Here is an 18,562-nt window from a genome sequence, read left to right as displayed (position 1 = left end):
AAGAATTAACCATTTTGCCGGAACATGGCGAGGGGCCATGGCTGCCTGCGGGTCCGCAGACAGCGCACGTGACCCGAGCCGCACCGATTCGGAACGGCAGGTAGGAAACCGCCCCGCAGAGGGGCGGAATAGAGCTTACTGGACCAGTTCCTGGTCCTCGAACAGGCCGTCGAAGAGCATGGTGGAGAGGTAGCGCTCACCCGAGTCGGGCAGCACCACGACAATGGTCTTGCCCTGCATGTTCGGCTCTTCGGCGAGCTTCACCGCGGCGGCCATGGCGGCGCCGCTGGAAATGCCGCAGAGAATGCCTTCTTCCTGCATCAGGCGCAGGGCCATGTTCTTGGCGTCCTCGTCGGCGATGGTGGCGACGCGGTCGACCAGGGACAGGTCGAGGTTCTTCGGTACGAAGCCGGCGCCGATACCCTGGATCTTGTGCGGGCTCGGCTTGATCTCTTCGCCGGCCAGGGCCTGGCTGATCACCGGCGAGGCGACCGGCTCGACAGCCACCGAGAGGATCGGCTTGCCCCTGGTGTTCTTGATGTAGCGCGACACGCCGGTAATGGTCCCGCCGGTCCCCACGCCAGCCACCAGCACGTCCACCGCGCCATCGGTGTCGTTCCAGATTTCCGGGCCGGTGGTCTTCTCGTGGATCGCCGGGTTGGCCGGGTTGTCGAACTGCGCCGGCATGAAGTATTTCGCCGGGTCGCTGGCGAGGATTTCCTCGGCCTTGGCAATGGCGCCCTTCATGCCCTTGGCCGGCTCGGTCAGGACGATCTCGGCGCCGAGGGCCTTGAGCACCTTGCGGCGTTCCAGGCTCATGGAGGAGGGCATGGTGAGGATCAGCTTGTAGCCACGGGCGGCGGCGACGAAGGCCAGGCCGATGCCGGTGTTGCCGGATGTCGGCTCGACGATGGTCATGCCCGACTTCAGACGGCCGCCGGACTCGGCATCCCAGATCATGTTGGCGCCGATCCGGCACTTCACCGAGTAACCGGGGTTGCGGCCTTCGATCTTGGCCAGGATGGTGACGCCGCGCGGGGCGATGCGGTTGATCTGGACCAGCGGCGTGTTGCCGATGGACTGCGCGTTGTCGGCGAATATGCGGCTCATGATGCGTTCCTTAGATTCGGAGCTGTGCAGACCCAGCAGCCTATGCCCGGCGGGCTTCGTAGTCCAGTCGGGGCACCCGGCTCACTGGGGCTGCGCGTCGCTGAAGATGGCCTCGATGGGCAGCCCGAAAACCCGGGCTATACGAAAGGCCAGCGGCAGGCTGGGGTCGAACTTGCCACTCTCGATGGCGATCACGCTCTGCCGTGAAACCTGCAGCTGCAGGGCCAGGTCCTGTTGGCTCCAGCCGTGTTCGGCGCGCAGTGCCTTGAGGCGATTCTGCATAGGTCGTCCTCAGGCGAAGCGCCGGCGCAGCAGTACCACGGCGATGCCGTAGGCAGCCCAGAACAGCGGGAAAGCGAGGATCACCGGGAAGCGCGGCCAGGCGGCGTACTGCTCCAGGAAGCCCCAGGCGCTGAACAACCCGACCACCACGCCGCCGGCCAGCATGGCGGCGCGGGACAGCAGGAAACGCAGGAACTCGTCCGGCTCGCTGCGCAAGTAGCGGTCGAACACATAGAGCATCGCCAGCAGCGGCAGCGCCGGAGAAGCGGCGGCCAGGACGCGCAGGGCATAAGGCAGCTGCTGCAGGTCCAGCCCCCAGCTGATCAGCGCCACCAGGGCGGAGTAGATGAACATGAGGGCGGCGCAGGACAGGGTGTAGCGGCGCAGGGCGGGATTCATCGCGGTCTCCTTGTGATGTAAAGTGAACTTAACATCGGGATTTCTGCGATGTAAAGTAAACTTGTCATCGGCAGGCTGATCGCGATCAGTCATCCCCTGACCCGCCATTCAATGACTGAATGCCGCGTCTGCGTTCACACTCGCCTTGGGTGCGCGGTATAGTCGCAGCTTGTCCGACCATTCGCCCGGCCCGGCAGAACGCCCGGCCCGCTATCGTTCGAGGATTCACCGATGAAGTTCGAAGGCACCCAGTCCTACGTCGCCACCGACGACCTCAAGCTGGCGGTCAACGCCGCCATCACCCTGCAGCGCCCGCTGCTGGTGAAAGGCGAGCCGGGCACCGGCAAGACCATGCTCGCCGAGCAGTTGGCGGAGTCCTTCGGCGCCAAGCTCATCACCTGGCACATCAAGTCCACCACCAAGGCCCACCAGGGCCTCTACGAGTACGACGCGGTCAGCCGCCTGCGCGACTCGCAGCTGGGCGTGGACAAGGTCCACGACGTGCGCAACTACATCAAGAAGGGCAAGCTCTGGGAGGCCTTCGAGGCCGAGGAGCGCGTGATCCTGCTGATCGACGAGATCGACAAGGCCGACATCGAGTTCCCCAACGACCTGTTGCAGGAACTCGACAAGATGGAGTTCTTCGTTTACGAGACCAACGAGACCATCAAGGCCAAGCAGCGCCCGATCATCATCATCACCTCCAACAACGAGAAGGAACTGCCGGACGCCTTCCTGCGCCGCTGCTTCTTCCACTACATCGCCTTCCCCGACCGCGAGACCCTGCAGAAGATCGTCGACGTCCACTACCCGAAGATCAGCGGCACGCTGGTCAGCGAGGCGCTGGACATCTTCTTCGACGTGCGCAAGGTGCCGGGCCTGAAGAAGAAGCCTTCCACCTCCGAGCTGGTGGACTGGCTGAAGCTGCTGATGGCCGACAACATCGGCGAAGCCGTGCTGCGCGAGCGCGACCCCACCAAGGCCATCCCGCCGCTGGCTGGCGCCCTGGTGAAGAACGAGCAGGACGTTCAATTACTTGAGCGTCTTGCCTTCATGAGCCGCCGCGCGAGTCGCTGATTTCCGTATCTCTCTGTAGGAGCGAGCTTGCTCGCGAAGCGCTTTGCGGGTTCGCTGGGTTCGCGAGCAAGCTCGCTCCTACAAGGGCACAAGCTTTACGAGAGGGTGCAGCCATGCTGCTCAACCTGTTCAACGAAATGCGCGCGGCCAAGGTGCCGGTGTCGGTGCGCGAGCTGCTCGACCTGATCGATGCGCTCAAGCACCGCGTCGTGTTCGCCGACATGGACGAGTTCTACTACCTCGCCCGCACCATCATGGTGAAGGACGAGCGCCATTTCGATAAGTTCGACCGGGCCTTCGGCGCCTACTTCAAGGGCCTGGAAAAGCTCGACGACCACCTCAAGGCGCTGATCCCCGAGGAGTGGCTGCGCAAGGAATTCGAGCGCCTGCTGACCGACGAGGAACGTGCGCAGATCCAGTCCCTCGGCGGGCTGGACAAGCTCATCGAGGAGTTCAAGAAGCGCCTGGAAGAGCAGAAGGAACGCCACGCCGGCGGCAACAAGTGGATCGGCACCGGCGGCACCAGCCCATTCGGCTCCGGTGGTTTCAACCCCGAGGGCATCCGCGTCGGCGACGCCGGCAAGCGCCAGGGCAAGGCCGCCAAGGTCTGGGATCAGCGCGAGTACAAGAACCTCGACGACCAGGTCGAGCTGGGCACGCGCAACATCAAGATCGCCCTGCGCCGCCTGCGCAAGTTCGCCCGCGAGGGCGCGGCGGAAGAGCTGGACATCGACGGCACCATCGACCACACCGCGAAGGATGCCGGCCTGCTCAACATCCAGATGCGTCCTGAGCGCCGCAACACCGTGAAGCTCCTGTTGCTGCTGGATATCGGCGGCTCCATGGACGCCCACGTGAAGGTCTGCGAGGAACTGTTCTCGGCCTGCAAGACTGAGTTCAAACACCTCGAGTACTTCTACTTCCATAACTTCATCTACGAGTCGGTGTGGAAGAACAACCTGCGCCGTTCCAGCGAGCGCACCGCCACCTTCGACCTGCTGCACAAGTACGGACCGGACTACAAGGTGGTGTTCGTCGGCGACGCCGCCATGGCGCCGTACGAGATCACCCAGGCCGGCGGCAGCGTCGAGCACTGGAACGAGGAGGCCGGCTACGTCTGGATGCAGCGCTTCATGGAGAAGTACAAGAAGCTCATCTGGATCAACCCGTACCCCAAGGACACCTGGAACTACACCGCCTCCACCGGCCTTGTGCGCGAGCTGGTGAAAGAGCAGATGTTCCCGCTGACCCTGAGCGGCCTGGAAGAGGGCATGCGCTTCCTCTCCCGCGGCTGAGTTCTGCCGCGGTTGAGCACCGGGACGGTGCGCCCGCACCGTCCCGATGTCCGCAAAGGTAACCCTGCCGCGGAAGGTCGAAACTTCCGCATCGCGCTCGAGACCCCGTAAGATGGGGATCGATCCGGCCACGCTGGGTGGCCGGCACGCAACTTGCCTGCTCCTGACCTGCCCCCGCGCTGGTAACACTGACGGGGGCGCCGTAGCGTCTACGATGGGCATCGAATGAATCCTCTGACCTTCTCCCGCTCCACCTGGCTCAACTCCCTGCACATGACCTCGCTGACCGTCGCGCTGATGGAGTCCGAGGGGCACAGCCGCGAGTCCATCCTCGAGGGCAGCGGCATCACCGGCGACGACCTGCTCGACCTGCGCCGGCTGGTCAGCCCCTGGCAGGAGCAGCAGGTCTTCGGCAATGTGCAGAATCTTGCCGGCGAGCCCGCACTCGGCCTGCGCCTGGGCGTGCGCACGCGGATCACCGCCTATGGCCTGCTCGGCTACGCGCTGATCTCCGCGCCGACCCTGGGCGAGGCGCTGCGCATCGGCCTGAGCTACCCGGTGTTGCTGGGCACCTACTTCCACCTCGCGCTGGAAGTGGACGGCAACATGGCCTGGCTGGTCGCCACCGGCTACGGCGAAGAGGAGGACATGCGCCCGTTCAACACCGAGCTGTGCCTGGGCTCGCTGAAGGTGGCCTGCGCCGACCTGCTCGGCCAGCCACTGCCGCTGGTGCGCGCGGAGTTCGACTACGAGGGTCCGGTCGATCGTCGCGCCGCCTACGCCACGTTGTTCGGCTGCCAGTTGAGTTTCAACTGCTCGCGCAGTGCCATCGGTTTCCCCGCCAGTTGGCTGGACATGCGCCTGCCACTGGCTGACGCCGTGACCCACCGCGAGATGCTCGAACAGTGCCGCCGCCAGAACATCGACCTGGCTGCACGCCGCGCCTGGCTGGACAAGGTCCGCGCGATCCTAGGCGAACGCCTGCAGGAGCCGCCGGGCCTGGAAGAACTGGCGCGTCGCCTCAACTGCTCCTCGCGTAGTCTGCGTCGCCACCTGCAACAGCAGCAGACCAGCTACCAGCAACTGCTCGACGAACTGCGCTTCGCCCGCGCCAAGGAACTGCTGCAGGACGGCGACATGCCGATCTACCGCATCGCCGAGGAGCTGGGTTTCAGCGAAACCGCCAGCCTGCGCCATGCCTTCCAGCGCTGGAGTGGCCAGCCGCCGAGCCATTTTCGTGCATAGAAGGCCGTGCATAAGCGTCATGCGTAAAAACCGCGCCTGAAATCCGCGCGAAATTGTCGCAGATCAAGGAGCAGGCCGGTCCGACAGGCATAGCCTTCAGGAATCCCACAAGGAAACTTCCGAGGGCCTGACCATGGCCAAGAAATTCCCGCTCAACCCGCCGCACCCCGAGCGCATCTGCTGGGGTTGCGACCGCTACTGCCCGGCGACCAACCTGGCCTGTGGCAACGGTGCCGATCGCACCATGCACCCGGCCGAGATGCTCGGCGATGACTGGTACCAGTTCGGTGACTGGGGTATCGAGGTACCGAAGACGATTCCCTCGGTGCAGCTGGAGCCTTCCAGCTAACACGTACCCGCGCCCTGGCGGCGCCGGCCATGAAAAAGCGCGCACTCCCTCCCCGGAATGCGCGCTTTTTCGTCATCAGCCCTTGGCGGGGGTGATGCCGTAGATCTTCTGGAAGCGCGCGATCAGGCCGACCGGCTTCTTCTCTTCCTTCTGCATCAGGTACACCACGCGCTCGCCGTTGGGGCCGCTGGCGATTTCGGTGTGGCGGAAGATCGGTTCGCCCAGGCCGTTCATGTCGACCATGTCGCCGTAGCGCTGGGCCACGTAGATCACGCCTTCCTGGCGGATTTCGCCGTAGAAGCCGGCGGCCGGCGGCAGGCTCTGCTTGTAGAACTGGTAGGAGGCGATCTTCTTCGCGTCCTTGTCCTTGTCCTCGGCACGGACGACCAGGACCACGTTCTGGCCGAACTTGTCCTTCTCGCCCACTTCCTTGGTGTAGGTGGTCTTGCCGGTCACGATGTAGTCGCGGTAGACGGCGGCGTCATCGAAGAGGTACAGGGTCTCGTCGGTACGCACCAGGTACCAGTCGTCGTTGTTGGGCGTGGCTTCCTTGCTGGCTACCGGAGCCTGGGCGGCGCAACCGGCGAGGGCGGCGACGAGCAGAGCGAAGGATGCAGCTTTGTTGGCTTTGTTGTTGAACATCTCGGGGGCTTCCCTGGGTTGAAAGCCTGCGAGTTTCAATGGGCCACATAACGGATTGATGACGGGAAAATGACGAATTGTTTCGGCGCTGCAGCGCCCGGATCACGGGCGCTGCAGGCAATCTCCGGCGATTCAGGGGCGCGCTTCGAGGATCAGGTTGAACGGCGTTTCGGCCGCTCGGCGGAAGCGGCTGAAGCCGGCTTCCTCGAACACCTTGCGCAGGCGTGCCTCGCCGGCCTGGGCGCCCAGCCCCAGGCCGACTTCCTGTGACAGCGAGTTGGGCGTGCAGATGAAGGTGGAGGCGGCATAGAACAACCGACCCACCGGGTTCTGGTTGTCGTCCAGTTGGTCATGGGCGAACGGCTCCACCAGCAGCACCGTGCCGTCCGCTTTCAGCGCTTGGCGCGCGTGCTGTGCGGCGCCCACCGGGTCGCCCATGTCGTGCAGGCAGTCGAAGAAGCAGATCAGGTCGTAGTCGTTGCCGGGGTAGTCCTTGGCGCTGGCACGCTGGAAGCTGGCGCGCCCGCTGACTTCGGCCTGCCCGGCGCGCTGGTTGGCTACCTCGATGGAGGGCTGGTGATAGTCGAAGCCGACGAATTTCGAAGCCGGGAAGGACTGCGCCATGACGATGGTGGAGGCGCCGTGACCGCAACCGACGTCGGCGACCCGTGCGCCGCGTTCGAGCTTGCCGACCACATCGTCCAGGGCCGGCAGCCACTCGGCAACAAGGTGTGCGCGGTAGCCGGGGCGGAAGAACTTTTCGGTGCCGGAGAACATGCACGGATGGTGATCGCCCCAGGCCAGGCCGCCGTCACCGCGCATGGCGGCGACCAGCTTGTCCTTGTCGTGGTAGAGCGCGGCGACCACGGACGCGCCACCGGCGACGTAGACCGGCGAGTCCTCGATGGCCAGCGCCATGGCCTGTTCCTCGGGCAGGCGGAAGTTGCCGTCCTGGTGCTCCATGTAGCCTGACGCCGCGTGGGCGCTGAGCCATTCGCGCAGCAGGCGGGCATTGCAGCCGCTGCGTTCGGCCAGTTGCGCCGGGCTCAGCCACTGGCCGTCGGCCATGGCTTTGTACAGGCCTAACTCTTCGCCCAGGATGATGTTGGCGAGCATTGCCGCGCCACCCATGTCGGTGACCAGCTTGCCCATGAAATCGTTGAGTCTGGCTTCGTCCATCGCGCGATCTCCCGTGCGCCGCAACGGGGAGGCCCGGCGGCAAGCGAGGAAGGAAGGCGGCAGGCGGCCGTGCCGGATGCCGCGACGGGCGCCGGCCAGCGGCGGGCACGGGACGCTGCAGGCGCAACGGCGACTCCCGGGCGGGACTGTTGCGCCAGGGCCGGCCTGGCGGCTGCCAGGCCGGCGTAGTCCTTTCATTCTACGGCGGCGGATTCGGCCCGGTATCGTCGCCGACTTGCGGTGCTGCCGCCTCGTCTGCTGGCTCTGCGCGGGCCGGTTGCGGCCGCTGCAGGATCAGGTTCTGCGGCGTGCTCAGGCTGATGCCGGCCTCGCGCAGGCCGCTGAAGAGGGTGAACAGCAGGTCGCTCTTGGTCGAGTACACCGCGCGCGGACTGCTGACGTTGCCCGAGGCGGCCAGGGTCAGGCCGGTGGCGCTCAGGTCCTTGAATGTCACCGAGGGGGCGGGTGTGTCGACTATGTTCTCGTGCTCGGTGTACGCCTTGAGCATCAGTTCGCGGACTTTCTGCACGTCGGTGTCCAGGGGCAGGGTCAGGTTGATGCCGACCACGCCCAGGGCGCTGCCCATGGTCACGTTGCGCACGTTCTGCGAGATGAACTGGGAGTTGGGCACGATCACCGTGGACTGGTCGGACATCTGGATTTCCGTGGCGCGTACGTTGATTCGGCGGATATCGCCTTCCACGCCGCCGGTCAGGCTGACCCAGTCGCCCACCTTCACCGGGCGCTCGGTGAGCAGGATCAGGCCGGAGATGAAGTTCTGCACGATGGCCTGCAGGCCGAAACCGATACCCACCGACAGGGCGCTGACCACCCAGGTCAGGCTGGTGAGGTTGATACGCAGCGCCGAGAGCACCAGCAGCACCAGGATGACCATGCCGAGGTAGCCCACCAGGGTCACCAGCGAGGCGCGCATGCCGGCGTCCATGCGGGTTTCGGGCAGTAGTTCGTCGGCCAGCCAGCGCTTGAGCAGGCGCAGGCCGAACAGGCCGGCGGCCAGGGTGCCGAGGGCCAGCAGGATGTCCTGCGGGACGATGTTCAGGCGCCCCAGCGACTGGCCGCTTTCCACCAGTTGCACCAGACCCTGGAGCAGTTCGCCGGGGCTGGTGCCTGACGTGGAGAAGGCGATCAGCAGGGTGGACAACACCAGCAGGGTGCGGCCGGCGCCGGTCAGCAGGGTGGCGAACTGTGCCTGATGGCGTGGATCGACGCCGAGGTTCTCCGCCAGCCGCTCGCCGATCGGCTGGCGGGGCGACAGCAGTACCTCGCAGAGGTCGACGAACAGACTCGTCAGCAGGTAGCCGGTGGCGCACACCACGCTGGCCCAGAGCAGCTTGCCGGCGAAGAAGTAGGCCAGCGACAGGTAGCCGGTGACCAGTGCGAGGACGATCAGCAGCACGGTGATCAGCATCGCCAGCACGAGGATGCCGGCCAGCGGCGAGGTCTCATGGCCTTCGGCTTCGCGGCGCGCGACGCGATAGCGATACAGCGCGATGCCGTAGAGCAGGGCGGTTGCCAGAGCGGTGAGACCGTTGACCGCCACGGTCAATGCGAGGCTGGCACCGCTGGAGCTGTTGATGCGATCCAGTGTGCCCAGCACCAGTAGCAGCCAGGCCATCAGCCAGGGGAAGGGCGAGAGGGCCGTGGCAACCGGGTCGGGCAGGTCGGGCAGTCGCCAGGATGGCCTCTGCACGGCCAACAGCGCGCGGCCCAGGCCGGCGGTGAAGGTGCAGAAGACCACCAGCGAGAGCATCTGGTCGCCCAGGCTGTCCATATTGCCGCTGAGCTGGTCGTGCCAGTTCATGCCCTCGTGGATCACCGTGGCGCCGCCGCCGAGGGTGAGGATGGTGGCCAGGCCGACCGCTACCGCCAGGGCGCTGCGGCGCAGGCGGCCAACCGGAATCCAGCGAATCATCGCCTTGGTCAGCAGTTGCTCCAGCAGGCGCCGGCCGGGAATCCACAGCAGCACGGCAACGATCAGGCTGGCGATGAAGGGCGAGCGGTGCTCGGGCCGCCAGACCGTGGCGAAGGCGTCGCCGATCTGCGCACGCATGGATTGCAGGCGCTTCAGGTCATCGTCGGTGGGGCGGATCAGGTTCGACCAGAAGCTCGGGCTCAGCGGCGGCGGGTAGCGCGTGGCGATCTGCGAGTTGAACTGGCTGCGGCGCAGGTTGACGATCTGTGCGGCGAGGTCCTGGGCGTTCTTGTCCAGCTGGTTGGCGCGTTCGAGCTGTTTCTGCAGGTCCCTCTGGGCATCCGTGAGGTCGTTGCGCTGTCTGGTCAGGCTCTCGGCCTCGTTGGGCGTGACCGGGCCGAGCACCTTGAGCTGGTCCTCGGTGCGCGACAGTGCCGTGCCGATGTCGGTGGCGTTCTGCTCTGCACGGGCCTGCACGGCCAGCGCGGACTGCCGCAGGTTCGACAGTAGGCCATCGTCGCTGTCGGCCGAGACGCGCTGGCGGATCAGTTCGAGACGGGCGCTCAGTTGATCGACGCCAGCATCCTCGGGGAGGTCCGGCAGTTGGATGGAATTGCCGGCCTGGACGTCGGTCGGCTCGTCCGCCAGCACGGCGCCAGTGCCTGCCAGCGACAAGGTCAGCACCAGCAGCGCACGGCTGCAGGCGCGTACGAAGGTTTCCCGCATCTTCCCCCATCCTGTGGTCAAAACGCTTGATGATGTTCGACCGGCCCAAGGCCCGGACAATTCCCTGAGCATAGCGCCGCAGCGGTGAGTCTTTGCCGGGCGAAAGCGGATAATCAATGCATGTAGATGGTTAAGGGTCAGAAATTCTGGCCACATCGATCCCCTTTTGGCCGCTTCCGCTGTTCTGTGCCGGGCGGTCGCTGGGCAGAATTCTGCCACCGGACAACAAGAATCCTTCAGAGGGTACTCCCATGCTTACCGTGTACAGCGATGATCACCGCCTGCATTTCGGCCAGTCCGAACTGGTCGACGGCAAACTCCAGCCCTGCTTCGAGATGCCCAGCCGCGCGGACACCGTGCTGGCCCGCGTGAAGTCGCAGAACCTGGGCGAAATCATCGAGCCCAAGGACTTCGGCCTGGAGCCGATCCTGCGCGCGCACAACACCCGCTACGTCGAATTCCTCAAGGGCGCCTGGGCCCGCTGGGCGGCCGAAGGCCACACCGGCGACCTGGTCTCCACCACCTTCCCGGGCCGCCGCCTGCTGCGTGACGGTCCGATCCCCACCGCGCTGATGGGCGAAGTGGGGCACTACAGCTTCGACACCGAGGCGCCGATCACCGCCGGCACCTGGCAGGCCGTGTACAGCTCGGCCCAGGTTGCGCTGACCGCCCAGGACCACATGCGCCAGGGTGCCAGCACCGCCTTCGCGCTGTGCCGTCCGCCGGGCCACCACGCCGGCAGCGACTTCATGGGCGGCTACTGCTTCCTGAACAACGCCGCCATCGTCAGCCAGGCCTTCCTCGACCAGGGCGCCAAGCGCGTGGCCATCCTCGACGTGGACTACCACCACGGCAACGGCACCCAGGACATCTTCTACCGCCGCAACGACGTGCTGTTCGCCTCGATCCACGGCGACCCGCTGGTGGAGTACCCGTACTTCCTCGGCCACGCCAACGAGCATGGCGAAGGCGCCGGCGAGGGCTACAACCACAACTACCCGCTGCCCCATGGCACGGGCTGGGATGGCTGGTTCGCCGCACTGGACGACGCTTGCCGGAAGATCGCCGACTACGCGCCGGACGCCGTGGTTGTGTCGCTGGGCGTGGATACGTATAAGGACGACCCGATTTCCGAGTTCAAGCTGGACAGCCCGGACTACCTGAAGATGGGCGAGCGCATCGCCGCACTGGGTATCCCGACCCTGTTCATCATGGAAGGCGGCTACGCGGTGGAGGCCATCGGCGTCAACGCGGTGAACGTGCTGCAGGGCTACGAAGGCGCTGCACGCTGATCGACAAGGTGGGGCGGACATTGATCCGCCCCACTGCATTTATTGGCTCGCCACCCGCTGTTTGTAGTGGTCAGAGTGCGAGCGCATCCAACTGGGGAAGGACATGAACAAGAATACCGCGCTGCGCGGCCTGCTCGCCGCCGCCACCCTCGTCACGGCCAGCGCTGCCAGCGCCGCGCCGGAAGTGCGCATCTACAACTGGTTCGACTACATCGGTCCGGATACCCTCAAGGGTTTCCAGGGCGAGACCGGCATCAAGCCGCAATACGACGTCTACGACAGCAACGAACTGCTGGAAGCCAAGCTGCTGTCCGGTCATTCGGGCTATGACGTGGTCGTGCCCAGCGACAGCTTCCTGCCCAACTACCTCAAGGCCGGCGTGTTCCAGCCGCTGGACAAGAGCAAGCTGCCGAACTGGAAGAATCTCAATCCCGCCCTGCTCAAGGTGCTGGAGAGCAAGGACCCGGGCAACCAGTACGTGATGCCCTACATGTGGGGCACCAACGGCATCGCCTACAACGTCGACAAGGTCAAGGCCGTGCTCGGCGACAACGCGCCGGTGGACTCCTGGGACCTGGTGTTCAAGCCGGAGAACCTGGCCAAGCTGAAGTCCTGCGGCGTGGCCTTCCTCGATTCGCCCACCGAAGTCATCCCGCAGGTCCTGCATTACCTGGGCCTGTCGCCGAACAGCCACAACCCGGACGACTACAAGAAGGCCGAGGCGCTGCTGGCGCAACTGCGTCCGCACATCACCTACTTCAGCTCTTCGAAGTTCGTCACCGACCTCGCCAATGGCGATGTCTGCGTGGCCCTGGCCTGGTCCGGCGGCGCGATGCAGGCGGCCAATCGCGCCAAGGAAGCCAATAACGGCATCCACATCGAGTACCGCATTCCCAAGGAAGGCGCCGCCGCCTGGTTCGACGTGCTGGCGATTCCGAAGGACTCGAAGAACGTCGAGCAGGCCCACGCCTTCCTCAACTACCTGCTGCGCCCGGAAGTGGTCGCGCCGATCTCCGACTATGTCGCCTACGCCAACCCCAACCAGGCGGCGGACGGGCTGATCTCCAGGGAGCTGCACGACAACCCCAACGTCTACCCGCCGGCGGACGTGCAGGCCAAGCTGTTCTCGGTGGAAATGCTGCCGCCGAAACTGGAACGCATCCGTACCCGCACCTGGACCCAGGTGAAATCCGGGAAATAATGTCGCTTGCAGCTGGCTGAACAGCGGATTTCCGTTGGCGGCCGGCGGGCGCGAACTGGCATGATCGGCGGACTTTCTTCGAGGAAGTCCGCCGATTGTCCTTGTGGCTTCCCGATTCCTGCCAATTGCTGCCGAGCCTTGCCATGAACTCCCAAGCCGCCATCGTCGAGCGCAAGGGCGCCGACGCCTTCGCCATCCAGGTCATGACCGGCCTCTGCATTATCTGGGGCATCCAGGCGGTGATGGTGAAACTCGCCGCCCACGACATTGCGCCGATCATGCAGGCCTTCGGCCGCAACCTGGTGGCCGCCGTGGTGGTGGGGCTGCTGATGTGCTGGCGCGGCGGCTGGGAAGGCTTCCTGCGCCATGGCACCGTCAAGGGCGGGCTGCTGGCCGGCGTGCTGTTCGCCGCCGAGTTCTTCTTCATCGCCCAGGGGCTGGTTTATACCTCGGCTTCGCACATGGCGGTGTTCATCTACACCGCGCCGATCTTCTCCGCGCTGGCGCTGCATTTCCTGTTGCCCAGCGAACGCCTGCGGCCGTTGCAGTGGCTGGGGATCGGCGTGTGCTTCGGCGGCATCGCAATGTGTTTCGGCGGTGGCTTCGACATCGCCGCCATGGACGGCCGCATGCTGCTGGGCGATGCCTTCGGCGTGCTCGCCGGGTTCGCCTGGGGCATGACCACGGTGGCGGTGCGCACCACGCGGCTGTCCGAGGCCAAACCGATCCTCACGCTGTTCTACCAGTTGCTCATCGCCGCGCTGCTGCTGCCCTTCGCCGCGCTGGCGCTGGGCAAGACCCATGACGTGAGCTTCACCGCCATCGGCGTGGGCAGCGTGCTGTTCCAGGGGCTGGTGGTGTCGTTCTTCAGCTACTTCACCTGGTTCTGGCTGCTGCGCCGCTACCTGGCGTCGAACCTGGCGGTGTTTTCCTTCATGACGCCGATGTTCGGCATCGCCTTCGGCGTGCTCATCCTCGGCGAGCCGCTGACCCTGAACTTCGTCGCGGGCGCCGCGCTGGTGCTGGTGGGCATCACCCTGGTGAGCAGCGAGCAGTGGATTCGGCGGATGCTTCGTCGCTGAGCTGGGAATTGTCGCGCTCTTGATTCAGGTCAGGCGCTGCGGCGAGGGAAGACGATAGTCTTTGTTGCAAGGAGTGAGTGGCACGGGCGGAGAGTGGGACGCCGGGCTATTCTTCCTAGGGCGGCCCATGGTGGTAACGGGCCGCCCGACCTGAATTCGAACGAGGAGGTATCCATGAAAGCCTGGCTGCAAAGCATTGCGTGGAAACTCGGTGTCACGCTCGGCCTGATCGAGCCTCCACGTCTGCAACCGATCCCGATCCGCAGCGACGAGCAACGTCGCCTGATGGAGCAGCGCCGCCGTTACTGATGGCTCCTGCGCTACCGCAAAAGAAAAACCCGCCTGATGGCGGGTTTTTTTATGGGGTCCTGGCGGATGCCCTGTCATTCGTGGGCCTTGAACCAGTCGTCGATCATTGCCTTCAAACGCTCCCCGGAGAAGCTGTCGAAGTGCCCGCCGTGCACGGTGCGCACCGGTAGCTCGCGCAGGCGCGCCAGGCTCGCGGCGTAGTCGTCGAGGTTGGAGTGGTAGGCGTCCTCGATCAGCGGGCCGTCGTAGATGATGTCGCCGGAGAACAGCGTCTGCGTCTTCTCTTCCCAGAGGCTGATGCCGCCCGGCGAATGACCGGGGGTGTGCAGCACCTGCAGGGTGCGGTCGCCCAGATCGAGCACGTCGCCTTCATCGATGGTGCGGGTCGCCGGCGCCGCCTTGACGCGGTATTCGGCGTAGCACAGCGGGCAGTCCGGGTGCGCGTCGAACATCTGGTCGTCGACGAAGGCAGTGGCCAGGGTGCGTTCGCCATCGGGGCTGGCGAGTACGTCGGCTTCGGCCGGGTGTACCAGGCGCTCGTCGAACTCGTGGTGCCCGGCGATGTGGTCGAAATGGGTGTGGCTGGCCACGGCCAGCAGCGGGCGGTCGGTGAGCCAGGGCAGCTGTTCGCGCAGGCTGACCAGGCCCGAGCCGCTGTCCACCAGCACGTCGCGCTCGCGGCCCTGGATATGCCACATGTTGCAGCGGTAGAAGGGGCGGACGTAGGGCTCGTGGATCAGGCTGACGCCGTCGTAGCAGTGACGGACCTCGAACCAGCGGTCGCGGGTGACGATCTTCATGGTTGACCTGTTCCGGGGGCTTTTCGTAGGAGCGAGCTTGCTCGCGAACAGGCTCCCGGTGAGCTGAGACGTTCGCGAGCAAGCTCGCTCCTACATGAGAGGGTGTTCCCACCCTAACCTCTCCCAGGGGGAGAAGGAACCGTTCGGAGCCTGGGGGGATTGGAGCGGCGTCGCCGGTAGCTGCGCCGCCGCCCGGCTCTGGCGGGTTCCCGCTCCCCCTGGGAGAGGGCAGGGTGGTGATGGTGAGCTCGTTGTGCTGGGATGTAATTCGTTCCCTCTCCCTAACCCTCTCCCTGAAGGGAGAGGGGACCGTCCGGAGTGTGCGGATATTCCAGCGTTAGCCGGCAAGCACCCCTCATCCCATCGGCACGGACAAGCTCCCTCTCCCTTCAGGGAGAGGGCAGGGGAGAGGGGCTCAGGCCCACTCCATTACCTCAAGGCGCGAAAGGCGCCGCCTCCATCACTTCCACGATCAGCGGGCGATCGCTCGGCGCGTTGCGCAGCAGTTCCTGCAAATGCGCGTGGTCGCGGGCGCGTTCGGCTTCGCAACCAAAGCCCTTGGCGATGGCGAGGAAGTCCGGGGTGTAGATGTCCACGCCCAGCGGAGTGATGTCGCGGCGTTCCATGTAGCGCTTGATCTCGCCGTAGCCGTGGTTGTTCCACAGCAGGACGATGATGCCCACCTTGGCTTCCACGGCGCTGGCCAGTTCGGTCATGGTGAACTGCAGGCCGCCGTCGCCCATCAGGCTGATCACCGGGCGGCCCGGCTCGCCGAGCTTGGCGCCGATGGCGGCCGGCAGGCCGTAGCCCAGGGTGCCGTAGCCGGTGGAGGCGTTGAACCAGCGGCGACCGCCGTCCAGTTCCACCAGGTGGTTGCCGCTGTAGACGGTTTGCGTCGAGTCGCCGACGAAGCGCGCATCGGGCAGTACTTCGAGGATCTTGCCGAACAGCTCGCGGTAGTGCGCCCAGCCGCTGAAGTCCTCGGCCAGTTGCGCGCGTACCTTGGCCGCGCGCTGGGCGCCGGGGCTATTGGCGTCGGCCTGGCGGGCCGGCAGCAGTTCGAGCAGGGCGCGCATGGCGGTGCGGGCGTCGCTGTGGATGGCGATGCTCGGCGCGTAGTTGCGCATCAGCTGCTGCGGGTCGATGTCGATGCGGATCAGCTCGCCGCCGATCTTGAAGTTGCCGTCGAACACCACGTCGTAGTCGGTCTCGCCCAGCTCGGTGCCGATGGCCAGGACCACGTCTGCATCCTGCGCGAGTTCACGGACTGGCACCAGCGACTGGTTGCTGCCGATCAGCAGCGGGTGTTCTGGTTGCAGCAGGCCCTTGGCGTTGATGGTCTGTGCGGTCGGGGCGTCCAGTGCGATAGCCAGGGCGCGGGCTTCGGCCTGGGCTTCGACGCAGCCGCCGCCGAGCAGCAGCAGCGGGTTCTTCGCCTTGGCCAGCTTGGCGGCCGCTTCATGCAGCGGCGAGCGGGCCGGGGCAGGGCGGGCCAGCTGGACGCGCGGGCGCACCTGCATGTGGTCGGCCGGGGCGGTGATGATGTCCAGCGGCAGTTCGATGTGCACCGGGCGCGGGCGCTCGCTGTCGAACACGGCGAAGGCGCGGGCCAGCACGGCGGGGAGTTCCTCGACGCTCATCAGCGTGTGGCTGAAGGCGCTGACGCCGGCGACCATGGCGCGCTGGTTCGGCAGCTCGTGCAGGTAGCCGTTGCCGTGGGCCAGGCGCGAGCGCTCGTTGACGCTGGAGATCACCAGCATGGGGATCGAGTCGGCGTAGGCCTGGCCCATGGCGGTGAGGATGTTGGTCATGCCCGGGCCGGTGATGATGAAGCACACGCCCGGTTTGCCGGTGACGCGCGCGTAGCCGTCGGACATGAAGCCGGCGCCCTGCTCGTGGCGCGGGGTGATGTGGCGGATGCCGCTGTGGGGCAGGCCGCGGTACAGCTCGACGGTGTGCACGCCGGGGATGCCGAAGACGGTATCGACGCCCCAGGCTTCGAGTTGCTTGACGAGGAATTCGCCGCAGGTGGTCATGGCAGTTCCTTACTGTTCGTGGGTGAGGTCGTGTCTAGTGTGAAGTCGTGGCCATCAAGCAAAGAGGGCGCGGAGATCATCTCGCCGCGCCCTCTTGCCTTGCGCAAGCGTTAGATCAGGCCGCGTCGGCGACCGCTGCCGGGCGGGGCGACAGCAGGCTGACGACGATGAAGCTGACCAGGCCGATGGCCAGGCTGTAGTAGATCGGGGTGTTGGCGTCGAAGCCATCCTTGAGCATGAACACCAGTGCGGTGATGAAGCCCAGGGCCATGCTGGTGATCGCGCCGGCAGTGGTGGCGCGCTTCCAGTAGATGGCACCGATCAGCGGAATCAGCATGCCGCCCACCAGCAGGTTGTACGCCAGGGTCAGGGCGCTGATCACGTCGTTCACCACCAGGGCGATGCCCAGTACCAGGATGCCGGTCAGCAGGGTGCAGATGCGGTTCAGGCTCAGGCGGGTGGAGCGCTGGCCGGTGAAGATCGGCAGCAGGTCTTCGGTGATGGTGGTGGAAGCGGCGAGCAGGCCGGCGCTGGCGGTGGACATCATCGCAGCCAGTGCAGCAGCGATCACCAGGCCACGGATGCCGTCCGGCAGGGCGGACTGGACGATGGCGGCGAAGGCGTTGTTGACGTTGTCCAGGTCGGGCAGCAGTACCTTGGCGCACATGCCGATCAGCGCGCCGACCAGGCCGTAGATCACGCAGTACACGCCTGCGGCGGTGCCGGCGTACTTGGTGACCTTCTCGTCGCGGGCGGTGAACACGCGCTGCCAGATGTCCTGGCCGATCAGGATGCCGAAGAAGTAGATCAGGAAGTAGGTGATGATCGTGTCATAGCCGATGGTGTGGAAGCTGAAGGCGGTGCTCGGCAGCTTGGCTACCAGCTCGTCCCAGCCGCCTACACGATGCAGGCAGATCGGCAGCAGGATGAACATCAGGCCGACGGTCTTGATGATGAACTGCACGATGTCGGTCAGGGTCAGCGACCACATGCCGCCGATGGTGGAGTAGATCACCACGACGCCACCGCCGAGCAGGACGGACACCCAGAACGGCAGGCCGAACAGCACCTGCATCACGGTGCCGATGGCCAGGGTGGAAACCACGCCGATCATCAGCGCGTAGGCGAACATGATCACCGCCGAAGCCTGGCGGGCCATGGGGTTGTAGCGACGCTCCAGGACCTGGGTAACGGTGAAGATGCGCAGCTTGAGCAGCGGCTTGGCCAGGAACAGGTTCAGCGCGATGATGCCGGCGCCCAGTGCGGCGCACAGCCAGAAGCCGGAAATGCCGTGGACGTAGCCCAGGCGCACGGTGCCCACGGTGGAGGCGCCGCCCAGGACGGTGGCGGCCATGGTGCCCATGTAGAACGCCGGGCCGAGGTTGCGGCCGGCCACGAGGTAGTCTTCGTGGGTCTTGGCGCGGCGCATGCCGTACCAGCCCAGCCACAACATGCCAGCGGCATATATCAGTACGACGATCAGATCTAACGCCATGGTCGGCTCCTCACACTTGCATTGTCATTGTTGCCGCGCGCTTGTGGCGTGCGGTAGGGCATCGGACCGGCGGCAACCGGCCCGATGGGACTTTCGGGTAATGAACTTCG

At 65.6% G+C, this 18,562-nt stretch carries 17 protein-coding genes; 8 read left to right on the top strand and 9 right to left on the bottom strand.

The features are described from left to right. Nucleotides 1–135: 135 nt before the first annotated feature. The 3 genes from cysK to UB43_RS15110 all read right to left on the bottom strand — a co-directional run bounded on the left by cysK (nucleotide 136) and on the right by UB43_RS15110 (nucleotide 1,791). The gene (gene cysK, locus UB43_RS15120; protein WP_045212353.1) at nucleotides 136–1,110 is read right to left on the bottom strand and encodes a cysteine synthase A; all 975 of its coding nucleotides are present in this window, start codon (nucleotides 1,108–1,110) and stop codon (nucleotides 136–138) included. Nucleotides 1,111–1,191: 81 nt separating this feature from the next. Then, entirely contained in the window at nucleotides 1,192–1,392 is a 201-nt protein-coding gene (locus UB43_RS15115) for a helix-turn-helix transcriptional regulator (RefSeq protein ID WP_045212350.1), read from the bottom strand. Nucleotides 1,393–1,401: 9 nt separating this feature from the next. Then, nucleotides 1,402–1,791, bottom strand: coding sequence for a hypothetical protein (locus tag UB43_RS15110; RefSeq protein ID WP_052969551.1), 390 nt, complete (start codon nucleotides 1,789–1,791; stop codon nucleotides 1,402–1,404). A gap of 231 nt (nucleotides 1,792–2,022) precedes the next feature. On the opposite strand from UB43_RS15110, the gene UB43_RS15105 reads away from it, so the two are divergent. The 4 genes from UB43_RS15105 to UB43_RS15090 all read left to right on the top strand — a co-directional run bounded on the left by UB43_RS15105 (nucleotide 2,023) and on the right by UB43_RS15090 (nucleotide 5,757). Next, nucleotides 2,023–2,868, top strand: a complete 846-nt coding sequence (locus UB43_RS15105; protein ID WP_015476360.1) for a MoxR family ATPase — start codon at nucleotides 2,023–2,025, stop codon at nucleotides 2,866–2,868. A 113-nt stretch (nucleotides 2,869–2,981) separates the two neighbouring features. Further along, nucleotides 2,982–4,163: a VWA domain-containing protein gene (locus UB43_RS15100; RefSeq protein ID WP_015476361.1), complete on the top strand. Its 1,182-nt coding sequence runs from the start codon at nucleotides 2,982–2,984 to the stop codon at nucleotides 4,161–4,163. A gap of 225 nt (nucleotides 4,164–4,388) precedes the next feature. Next, nucleotides 4,389–5,408, top strand: coding sequence for an AraC family transcriptional regulator (locus UB43_RS15095; protein WP_045212347.1), 1,020 nt, complete (start codon nucleotides 4,389–4,391; stop codon nucleotides 5,406–5,408). Nucleotides 5,409–5,541: 133 nt separating this feature from the next. Further along, on the top strand, nucleotides 5,542–5,757 hold the full coding sequence (locus tag UB43_RS15090; protein ID WP_045212344.1) for a DUF3079 domain-containing protein: 216 nt from the start codon (nucleotides 5,542–5,544) through the stop codon (nucleotides 5,755–5,757). Nucleotides 5,758–5,832: 75 nt separating this feature from the next. On the opposite strand, the gene UB43_RS15085 is transcribed toward UB43_RS15090, so the two are convergent. The 3 genes from UB43_RS15085 to UB43_RS15075 form a co-directional block, all read right to left on the bottom strand. After that, complete coding sequence (locus UB43_RS15085; protein WP_045212342.1) at nucleotides 5,833–6,399, bottom strand: hypothetical protein; 567 nt, start codon at nucleotides 6,397–6,399, stop codon at nucleotides 5,833–5,835. A 132-nt stretch (nucleotides 6,400–6,531) separates the two neighbouring features. Then, nucleotides 6,532–7,578, bottom strand: a complete 1,047-nt coding sequence (locus UB43_RS15080) for a class I SAM-dependent methyltransferase (RefSeq protein ID WP_045212340.1) — start codon at nucleotides 7,576–7,578, stop codon at nucleotides 6,532–6,534. Between the two features lie 199 nt (nucleotides 7,579–7,777). Beyond that, on the bottom strand, nucleotides 7,778–10,237 hold the full coding sequence (locus tag UB43_RS15075) for a DUF3772 domain-containing protein (RefSeq protein WP_052969550.1): 2,460 nt from the start codon (nucleotides 10,235–10,237) through the stop codon (nucleotides 7,778–7,780). A 251-nt stretch (nucleotides 10,238–10,488) separates the two neighbouring features. Between UB43_RS15075 and UB43_RS15070 the strand changes: the two genes are divergently transcribed. The 4 genes from UB43_RS15070 (at nucleotide 10,489) to UB43_RS30080 (ending at nucleotide 14,121) form a co-directional block, all read left to right on the top strand. After that, nucleotides 10,489–11,529 carry a histone deacetylase family protein gene (locus UB43_RS15070; RefSeq protein WP_024765266.1) on the top strand — a complete coding sequence of 347 codons (1,041 nt, stop codon included), beginning with the start codon at nucleotides 10,489–10,491 and terminating at the stop codon, nucleotides 11,527–11,529. A 103-nt stretch (nucleotides 11,530–11,632) separates the two neighbouring features. Further along, a complete protein-coding gene (locus UB43_RS15065; RefSeq protein ID WP_045212338.1) occupies nucleotides 11,633–12,730 on the top strand; it encodes an extracellular solute-binding protein in 1,098 nt (365 codons plus the stop codon). A gap of 143 nt (nucleotides 12,731–12,873) precedes the next feature. Beyond that, nucleotides 12,874–13,812, top strand: coding sequence for a DMT family transporter (locus UB43_RS15060; protein ID WP_045212336.1), 939 nt, complete (start codon nucleotides 12,874–12,876; stop codon nucleotides 13,810–13,812). Between the two features lie 174 nt (nucleotides 13,813–13,986). Further along, nucleotides 13,987–14,121, top strand: a complete 135-nt coding sequence (locus tag UB43_RS30080) for a PA1414 family protein (protein ID WP_256205164.1) — start codon at nucleotides 13,987–13,989, stop codon at nucleotides 14,119–14,121. 74 nt (nucleotides 14,122–14,195) lie between these two features. On the opposite strand, the gene UB43_RS15055 is transcribed toward UB43_RS30080, so the two are convergent. The 3 genes from UB43_RS15055 to UB43_RS15045 form a co-directional block, all read right to left on the bottom strand. Next, entirely contained in the window at nucleotides 14,196–14,921 is a 726-nt protein-coding gene (locus UB43_RS15055) for an MBL fold metallo-hydrolase (protein ID WP_045212333.1), read from the bottom strand. Nucleotides 14,922–15,355: 434 nt separating this feature from the next. Further along, the gene (locus UB43_RS15050) at nucleotides 15,356–16,957 is read right to left on the bottom strand and encodes a 5-guanidino-2-oxopentanoate decarboxylase (RefSeq protein WP_045212331.1); all 1,602 of its coding nucleotides are present in this window, start codon (nucleotides 16,955–16,957) and stop codon (nucleotides 15,356–15,358) included. Nucleotides 16,958–17,072: 115 nt separating this feature from the next. Further along, entirely contained in the window at nucleotides 17,073–18,452 is a 1,380-nt protein-coding gene (locus UB43_RS15045; RefSeq protein WP_045212329.1) for a sodium:solute symporter, read from the bottom strand. Nucleotides 18,453–18,562 lie beyond the last annotated feature (110 nt).

This window comes from Pseudomonas sp. 21 (genome assembly GCF_000955805.1).
GTDB lineage: Bacteria > Pseudomonadota > Gammaproteobacteria > Pseudomonadales > Pseudomonadaceae > Pseudomonas.
The sequence above is the reverse complement of the archived record's forward strand: the minus strand, read 5'-3'. Positions and strand labels throughout refer to the sequence as shown.

Bases quoted from the DNA above. Each gene is read 5' to 3' on its own strand.
- cysK (WP_045212353.1), bottom strand. From the start codon at position 1,110: ATGAGCCGCATATTCGCCGACAACGCGCAGTCCATCGGCAACACGCCG.
- UB43_RS15115 (WP_045212350.1), bottom strand. From the start codon at position 1,392: ATGCAGAATCGCCTCAAGGCACTGCGCGCCGAACACGGCTGGAGCCAA.
- UB43_RS15110 (WP_052969551.1), bottom strand. From the start codon at position 1,791: ATGAATCCCGCCCTGCGCCGCTACACCCTGTCCTGCGCCGCCCTCATG.
- UB43_RS15105 (WP_015476360.1), top strand. From the start codon at position 2,023: ATGAAGTTCGAAGGCACCCAGTCCTACGTCGCCACCGACGACCTCAAG.
- UB43_RS15100 (WP_015476361.1), top strand. From the start codon at position 2,982: ATGCTGCTCAACCTGTTCAACGAAATGCGCGCGGCCAAGGTGCCGGTG.
- UB43_RS15095 (WP_045212347.1), top strand. From the start codon at position 4,389: ATGAATCCTCTGACCTTCTCCCGCTCCACCTGGCTCAACTCCCTGCAC.
- UB43_RS15090 (WP_045212344.1), top strand. From the start codon at position 5,542: ATGGCCAAGAAATTCCCGCTCAACCCGCCGCACCCCGAGCGCATCTGC.
- UB43_RS15085 (WP_045212342.1), bottom strand. From the start codon at position 6,399: ATGTTCAACAACAAAGCCAACAAAGCTGCATCCTTCGCTCTGCTCGTC.
- UB43_RS15080 (WP_045212340.1), bottom strand. From the start codon at position 7,578: ATGGACGAAGCCAGACTCAACGATTTCATGGGCAAGCTGGTCACCGAC.
- UB43_RS15075 (WP_052969550.1), bottom strand. From the start codon at position 10,237: ATGCGGGAAACCTTCGTACGCGCCTGCAGCCGTGCGCTGCTGGTGCTG.
- UB43_RS15070 (WP_024765266.1), top strand. From the start codon at position 10,489: ATGCTTACCGTGTACAGCGATGATCACCGCCTGCATTTCGGCCAGTCC.
- UB43_RS15065 (WP_045212338.1), top strand. From the start codon at position 11,633: ATGAACAAGAATACCGCGCTGCGCGGCCTGCTCGCCGCCGCCACCCTC.
- UB43_RS15060 (WP_045212336.1), top strand. From the start codon at position 12,874: ATGAACTCCCAAGCCGCCATCGTCGAGCGCAAGGGCGCCGACGCCTTC.
- UB43_RS30080 (WP_256205164.1), top strand. From the start codon at position 13,987: ATGAAAGCCTGGCTGCAAAGCATTGCGTGGAAACTCGGTGTCACGCTC.
- UB43_RS15055 (WP_045212333.1), bottom strand. From the start codon at position 14,921: ATGAAGATCGTCACCCGCGACCGCTGGTTCGAGGTCCGTCACTGCTAC.
- UB43_RS15050 (WP_045212331.1), bottom strand. From the start codon at position 16,957: ATGACCACCTGCGGCGAATTCCTCGTCAAGCAACTCGAAGCCTGGGGC.
- UB43_RS15045 (WP_045212329.1), bottom strand. From the start codon at position 18,452: ATGGCGTTAGATCTGATCGTCGTACTGATATATGCCGCTGGCATGTTG.